The sequence below is a fragment of the Isoptericola sp. NPDC055063 genome (assembly GCF_053608125.1).
The window spans coordinates 22,630-29,563 of the sequence record NZ_JBSGUW010000009.1 but is presented as its reverse complement, the minus strand read 5'-3'; the positions used below and the strand labels follow the sequence as shown (position 1 = coordinate 29,563).

The 6,934-nt window shown below is 74.2% G+C and carries 6 protein-coding genes; 3 read left to right on the top strand and 3 right to left on the bottom strand.

What is annotated here, in order from left to right; genetic code table 11:
- Positions 1-109: 109 nt before the first annotated feature.
- On the bottom strand, positions 110-1,942 hold the full coding sequence (locus ACWF41_RS12295) for a dolichyl-phosphate-mannose--protein mannosyltransferase (protein WP_380324246.1): 1,833 nt from the start codon (positions 1,940-1,942) through the stop codon (positions 110-112).
- 36 nt (positions 1,943-1,978) lie between these two features.
- Here ACWF41_RS12295 and rsmI point away from each other — a divergent pair, with 36 nt between their 5' ends.
- Positions 1,979-2,884: a 16S rRNA (cytidine(1402)-2'-O)-methyltransferase gene (gene rsmI, locus ACWF41_RS12290; protein WP_380324249.1), complete on the top strand. Its 906-nt coding sequence runs from the start codon at positions 1,979-1,981 to the stop codon at positions 2,882-2,884.
- Positions 2,885-2,956: 72 nt separating this feature from the next.
- Here rsmI and ACWF41_RS12285 read toward each other — a convergent pair whose 3' ends face one another.
- Together ACWF41_RS12285 and ACWF41_RS12280 are read right to left on the bottom strand one after the other, a co-directional pair.
- Positions 2,957-3,556, bottom strand: a complete 600-nt coding sequence (locus tag ACWF41_RS12285) for an isochorismatase family protein (protein ID WP_380324252.1) — start codon at positions 3,554-3,556, stop codon at positions 2,957-2,959.
- A gap of 50 nt (positions 3,557-3,606) precedes the next feature.
- Entirely contained in the window at positions 3,607-3,798 is a 192-nt protein-coding gene (locus ACWF41_RS12280) for a hypothetical protein (RefSeq protein ID WP_380324255.1), read from the bottom strand.
- Between the two features lie 104 nt (positions 3,799-3,902).
- Between ACWF41_RS12280 and ACWF41_RS12275 the strand changes: the two genes are divergently transcribed.
- Positions 3,903-5,057 carry a PQQ-dependent sugar dehydrogenase gene (locus tag ACWF41_RS12275; protein ID WP_380324258.1) on the top strand — a complete coding sequence of 385 codons (1,155 nt, stop codon included), beginning with the start codon at positions 3,903-3,905 and terminating at the stop codon, positions 5,055-5,057.
- A gap of 72 nt (positions 5,058-5,129) precedes the next feature.
- A complete protein-coding gene (metG, locus tag ACWF41_RS12270; protein WP_380324261.1) occupies positions 5,130-6,926 on the top strand; it encodes a methionine--tRNA ligase in 1,797 nt (598 codons plus the stop codon).
- The last annotated feature ends 8 nt before the right edge of the window (positions 6,927-6,934 follow it).

Here is a 6,934-nt window from a genome sequence, read left to right as displayed (position 1 = left end):
GGGCGCGGGGGGGGGCGGGGGCCGGCGGGGGGGGGTGGGGGGGGGGTGGGGTGTGCATGGTCGGCAACAAAGCCGCAAGCCCAACCCCCCGCTCACAACGTCTCGGGGGCTAGATCCAGGACTCCAGGCGCATGACGTTCTGCCAGTAGGGGTACGGCACCTGCATGCCGGTCCACAGCGGGTAGAAGATCGCCGACACCGCGAGGATCACGAGCAGGACGGCGAGGATGCCCGCGACGACGAGGCCGCGCTCGCGGCGACGCCCCTCGGTGCGTTCGAGGGCCACCACCATCGGGTAGACCAGGGTCAGCACCACCCACGGCGTGAACGCGATCGTGTAGAAGGTGAAGATCGTGCGGTCGCTGAACGGCGGCGCGTACGCGAACCACGGCAGCCAGCCGGCGGCCGTACCGCTGAGCACGGCGACGGCGCGCCAGTCGCGGAAGCGGATCCCCAGCCAGATCGTCGCGACGATCGCGAGCGCCGCCAGCAGCCACAGGAGCGGGTTGCCGAGCGACGTGACGGCGCGGGCGCACGCATCCACGGCGTCGGACGGGCAGGTGCCCTCGCCGGGCTGCTGCTTCTCCCAGAAGAACGACGTGGGGCGCCACTGCACGATCCAGCCCAGCGGGTGCGACGCGTACGGGTGGTCGGAGGAGAGGCCCGTGTGGAAGTCCCACATCTGCCGGTGGTACTCGAGCAGGCTGCGCAGCGGGTCGGGCAGCCAGGTGACTCCCTCGCCGGGATGCTCCGCGGCCCACTGCCGCAGGTACGAGCCGGCGTGCGTGAACCACGACCACCACGACGCGAGGTACACGACGAACGCCGTGGGCACGATCGTGAGGAAAGCCGGCACGGCGTCCACGACCAGGGAGTCCTCCCACCAGCGGCCGACGCCGGCCGCGCGGCGCGCCGCCAGGTCCCACAGCACGGTGAGGATGCCGAAGACGGCGACGAACCACAGCCCGGACCACTTGGTGCCGCACGCGAGCCCGAGGCTGACGCCGGCGGCGAGTCGCCACCAGCGGAACCCGAGCCGCGGGCCGTAGCGCGCCACGGTGCCGCCCGCGTCGAGGATCTCCGCGACGCGGCCGGCGAGCCGCCGCCGGGCCTGCTCCCGGTCCATGACCAGGCAGCCGAACGCGACAAGCACCCACAGCATGAGGAACTGGTCGAGCAACGCCGTCCGGGAGTGCACGATCGCCTCGCCGTCGATCGCCATGAGCAGGCCCGCGGCGACGCCCATCGCCGACGACGCGAAGAGGCGGCGCGCGATCCGGACCAGGAGGAACACGGCGAGGATGCCGACGACGGCGCTCGCGAGCCGCCACGCGAACGAGCTGGTGGCGCCGCCGCCCGCCTCCATGCCGAGCCAGATCATCCACTTGCCGATCGGGGGGTGGACGACGTAGGCCGTCTTGTCGAGGTAGGTGAGCACGTCGCCGGCCTCGAACGCCGGGTTCGGCTCGTCGGGCCACTGCGCCTCGAAGCCCAGCCGGCCCAGCGTGAACGCGTCCTTGACGTAGTACGTCTCGTCGAACACGAGCTGGTGCGGCTGGCCCAGGTTCCACAGCCGCGTCGCGGCGGCGAGCAGCGTCACGACGATCGTGCCGAACCAGCCCCAGAACCGGTCGCGGCGGCGCAGGTCGAGCCGCACCCGCCGCTCGCCGAGCAGCCGGTCCAGCAGGCGCGCCTGCGTGGAGCGGGGGTCGGGCGCCTCCTCCGGGACCGGCGGGAACGCCGCCGCCGGGCCGCCCGGGAACGCCGGCGGAAGGCCACCGGCGCCGTCGTGGCCGCGGGCGCCGGGGTCGGGGGCGTCGGCGACGGGGACCTCGGGGCCGGGGAGCGGGGAGTCGGCCGCGCGATGGCGGCCGTGGTCCGGCGGCGTGCCCGCGGGCGCGGGATCGCCGGTGGCTGTGGCGTCGGCGTCGGGGGCGGTCACCCGGGTCATCGTAGGGGGCGTGGGACGCTGGTCACCATGACCGCCGAGCATTCCGTCGCACCCGCCGACGCACCCCGTCCCGTCCCGCGCGCCGAGGCCGGGGCGGTCGTGCTGGCCGCGACGCCGATCGGGAACGCCGAGGACGCGTCGCCGCGGCTGCGCCGGCTGCTCGCCGAGGCGGACGTCGTCGCGGCCGAGGACACGCGCCGGCTGCACGCCCTCGCCCAGCGCCTCGGGGTGACGGTCGGGGGGCGGGTCACGTCGTACCACGAGCACAACGAGGCGGCGCGCGCCGACGAGCTGCTCGACGTCGTCGCCGACGGCGGCACCGTGCTCGTGGTGTCCGACGCGGGCATGCCCGCCGTGTCCGACCCGGGCTACCGCGTCGTGGCCCGCGCCGTCGAGCGCGGCGAGCGCGTCACGGCTGCGCCGGGCCCGTCGGCGGTGCTGACCGCTCTCGCGCTGTCCGGGCTGCCGACGGACCGGTTCACCTTCGACGGCTTCGTCCCGCGCAAGCCGGGGGAGCGGTCGCGGTGGCTGGGGGCGCTCGCGGCCGAGCCGCGCACGATGGTCTTCTTCGAGGCGCCGCACCGCATCGCCGACACCCTGCGCGCGATGGCGGACGCGTTCGGCGGGGACCGGCCCGTCGCGGTGTGCCGGGAGCTGACCAAGACCTACGAGGAGGTGCTGCGCGGGCCGCTCGCCGACGTCGTCGCCGAGGTGGACGCCCGCGCGGCCGACGGCGACGGCCTGCGCGGCGAGATCTGCGTCGTCGTCGGCGGGGCCCCGGCCGGCGCCGCGCCCAGCGTCGAGGACCTCGTGCCCGAGGTGCTGGCACGCGTCGCGGCGGGGGAGCGGCTCAAGGCCGCCGTCGCCGACGTCGCGACCGCCGCCGGCGTGCCCAAGCGCGACCTCTACGCCGCCGCCCTCGCCGCGAGGTAGTACGGACGGCCTCGCGGTAGTCCGACACTCCCCGAAGTAGTGGTCCAGTCCACTACCTCGGCGAGTGTCGAACTACCTCGCGGTGGAGGGGACCAGCCCGACGCCCGCCGCTGCCAGCTCGGCGCGGGCCTGCTCGCCCTGCTCGGGGCTGACGGGGATGGTGAGGTCGGTGAGCACCCGCGTGACGAGGCCCAGCCCGACGGCGTCGAGAGCGGTGCGCTTCACGCAGTGCGACTCGACCAGGCCGACGACGTCGACCGCCTCCACGCGGGCGTCGCTCAGGGCCTGCGCCAGCGTGCGGCCCGCGTCGTCGGTGCCCTCGAACCCGGAGTAGCCGTGGGCGTACTGACCCTTCTTCACGGAGACGTCGGGGTGCAGGCCGGCGAGGGCCGGGTGCAGCTCCGCGTTCGGCGTGCCGGCGATGCCGTGCGGCGGCCAGGAGTCGACGAAGTCGGGGTGGTCGCTGAAGTGGTCGCCCGGGTCGACGTGCCAGTCCTGCGTGGTCACGACGATCTCGTACCGGTCGCGGTGCGCGGCGACGTAGGCCGCGACGTCCGCGGCGACCCGGTTGCCGCCGTCGACGGCGAGCTCGCCGCCCTCGCAGAACGTGGGCTGGACGTCGACGACGATCAGGGCGCGGCCCGCGGACGCGGGGACGGTGCTCTCGGTCATGGCACCCACCCTGCCACCGCTCGGACCTCGCCCGGGCGCGGCCCCGGGAGTCAGCAGTACCCGCCGCCGGAGGAGTCGGGGCAGTACAGCGGCTGCACGGCCATCGTGCCGGCGACGGGGCGACCCAGCTCGTGCGCCAGCGACGGGGCCGGGGAGTGCGGCGGGAGGTCTCGCGGGCGCTCGAGCGGGGACACCTTCTCGCCGCGCCGGAGCAGGAGTCGCAGGCGTTCCGTGATCGACATGGCAGTCTCCCTTGACCGTCTCTTGGGGTGATCATGCCAGCGTCGGGACGCGGTGTCGACGGTGCCGGTCGACGGACGGACGCGGGCCGCCGCAGGATGGAGGCATGGCCGGGCACCTGCGCCGCCGCACGGCGGGCGTCGCCACCGTCGTGGGGCTGCTCCTCGCGGCGGTCGCGTGCAGCCCGGCCGAGGACGGCGGGTCGCCGTCGGCCTCGACCTCCACCCCTGCGCCGACCTCGGCGTCGCCGCAGCCCGCCCCCGACGTGTCGGTCGAGACGGTCGTCGACGGGCTCCCGGTGCCCTGGGGCCTGGCCACGCTGCCGGACGGCACGCTGCTGATCAGCCTGCGCGACGAGGCGCGGCTGGTGGTCGTGGACCCCGACGCCGGCACGACGACGGAGGTCGCCGGGCCGGGCGCGGAGACCCTCGTCGCGCAGACCACGCCCGACGGCGAGGGCGGCCTGCTGGGCGTGGCCCGCGACCCGGCGTCGGGCGACGTCTTCGTCTACCGCACGGGCGCCGACGACAACGCGGTGCTGCGCGGCACGCTGGACGGGACGACGCTCGGCGAGCTCACGACCGTCCTCGGCGGCATCCCCCGCGCCGGGCACCACGACGGCGGCGGTCTGGCGTTCGGGCCGGACGGGTTCCTGTACGTCGGCACGGGCGACGCGGGGGACGGGGCGGCGTCGCAGGACCCGGGGTCGCTGGGCGGCAAGATCCTGCGCGTCACGCCGGACGGCGACCCGGCGCCGGGCAACCCCGACCCCGGCTCCCCGGTCTGGACACTCGGCCACCGCAACGTCCAGGGCCTGGGGTGGGACGCGTCGGGCCGGATGGTCGCGGGCGAGTTCGGGCAGAACACCTGGGACGAGCTCAACGTGATCGAGCCGGGCGGCAACTACGGGTGGCCCGACGTCGAGGGCCCGGGGACCGAGGGGCAGGAGACCGCCGGCACCGTGGTCCCCGTCGCCTGGTGGTCCACGGCGGATGCGTCGCCGTCCGGCCTGGCCGTCACCGACGACGCCGTCTACCTCGCGGGCCTGCGCGGCGAACGCCTCTGGCGGGTGCCGCTGGGAGACCCGCTCGGGGAACCCCAGGCGCTGCTCACCGGCGAGCTGGGCCGGCTCCGCAACGTCGCGCCCGTCGTCCGCGGCGGCGGCGACGCGGACGGGCTGTGGGTGCTGACCAACAACACCGACGGCCGCGGGTCCCCGCGCGACGGCGACGACCGCCTGGTGCGCGTGACCTTCCGCTGACGTTCCGCGGACCAGGCTCGCGGTGCGGGACGGCACGGACGCCGTCGCGGACCGGACCCTAGAATCGCGGGCGTGACCCACATCCTCTCCGCCGTGGCCTGGCCCTACGCCAACGGCCCGCGGCACATCGGCCATGTCGCCGGCTTCGGCGTTCCCTCCGACGTCTTCAGCCGGCACATGCGCATGGCGGGTCACGACGTGCTGATGGTGTCCGGCACCGACGAGCACGGGACGCCGATCCTCGTGCAGGCGGAGCAGGAGGGGGTCACCCCCCAGCAGCTCGCGGACCGCTACAACCGCGTCATCGTCGAGGACCTCACCTCGCTCGGCCTGTCCTACGACCTGTTCACCCGCACGACGACGCGCAACCACTACGCCGTCGTGCAGGAGATGTTCCGCACGGTGCACAAGAACGGCTACATGGTCGAGAAGACCACGATGGGCGCGATCTCCCCGTCCACCGGCCGCACGCTGCCCGACCGCTTCATCGAGGGCACCTGCCCCATCTGCGGGTACGACGGCGCGCGCGGCGACCAGTGCGACAACTGCGGCAACCAGCTGGACCCGATCGACCTGATCAACCCGCGCAGCCGCATCAACGGGGAGACGCCGAAGTTCGTCGAGTCGAACCACTTCTTCCTCGACCTGCCGGCGCTCGCCGACGCGCTGGGGGACTGGTTGCGCACCCGCACGGGCTGGCGGCCCAACGTGCTGAACTTCAGCCTCAACCTGCTCGACGACGTGCGCCCGCGCGCCATGACGCGCGACATCGACTGGGGCATCCCGGTGCCGCTGGAGGGCTGGGAGCAGAACCCGACCAAGCGGCTGTACGTGTGGTTCGACGCCGTCATCGGGTACCTGTCCGCGTCGATCGAGTGGGCCCGCCGCACGGGCGACCCGGAGGCGTGGCGCGCGTTCTGGACCGAGGAGACCGCGCGCTCCTTCTACTTCATGGGCAAGGACAACATCACGTTCCACTCCCAGATCTGGCCGGCGGAGCTGCTGGCCTACGACGGGAAGGGCACGCGCGGCGGGGCGCCGGGCCCGTACGGGACGCTGCAGCTGCCCACCGAGGTGGTCAGCTCGGAGTTCCTCAACGTGGAGGGCCAGAAGTTCTCGAGCTCGCGCGGCGTGGTCATCTACGTCCGCGACATGCTCGCGCGCTACCAGCCCGACGCGTTCCGCTACTACGTGGCGGCCGCCGGCCCGGAGAGCCAGGACGTCGACTTCACGTGGGACAGCTTCCTGCGCCGCACCAACGACGAGCTCGTCGCGGGCTGGGGCAACCTCGTCAACCGCACCGCGAGCATGGTGCACAAGAACTTCGGGCAGGTCCCGACGCCGGGCGAGCTGACCGACGTCGACCGCGGCGTCCTGGCCGCGACGTCCGCGGCGTTCGGCACGGTGGGCGGGCTCATCGAGTCCAACCGTCAGCGGGCGGCGGTCGCCGAGGCCATGCGCGTCGTCGGCGACGTCAACCGGTACGTGTCCGAGACCGAGCCGTGGAAGCTCAAGACGGACCCCGACCGCCTCGCCACGGTGCTGCACACGGTCACGCAGGCGGTGAGCGACTGCAACACCCTGCTCAGCCCGTTCCTGCCGCACTCGGCGCAGCAGGTGCACGAGACGTTCGGCGGCACCGGGACGTTCGCGCCCCAGCCGCGCATCGACGAGGTCACCGACCTGGACGACGACTCGCGCACCTACCCGGTGATCACCGGCGACTACCGGGGCGAGGACGGGTTCCCGGCGTGGGAGTCGCGCCCCGTCGTGCCGGGCACCGGGGTCGCGAAGCCCGCCCCCGTGTTCACCAAGCTCGACGACTCGATCGTCGAGGAGGAGCTGGAGCGGCTGCGCGCGAAGGCGTGACGCGGGTC

Excerpts from the sequence above, each read along its gene's own strand:
- ACWF41_RS12285 (WP_380324252.1), bottom strand. The coding sequence starts at position 3,556 with ATGACCGAGAGCACCGTCCCCGCGTCCGCGGGCCGCGCCCTGATCGTC.
- ACWF41_RS12275 (WP_380324258.1), top strand. The coding sequence starts at position 3,903 with ATGGCCGGGCACCTGCGCCGCCGCACGGCGGGCGTCGCCACCGTCGTG.
- ACWF41_RS12280 (WP_380324255.1), bottom strand. The coding sequence starts at position 3,798 with ATGTCGATCACGGAACGCCTGCGACTCCTGCTCCGGCGCGGCGAGAAG.
- rsmI (WP_380324249.1), top strand. The coding sequence starts at position 1,979 with ATGACCGCCGAGCATTCCGTCGCACCCGCCGACGCACCCCGTCCCGTC.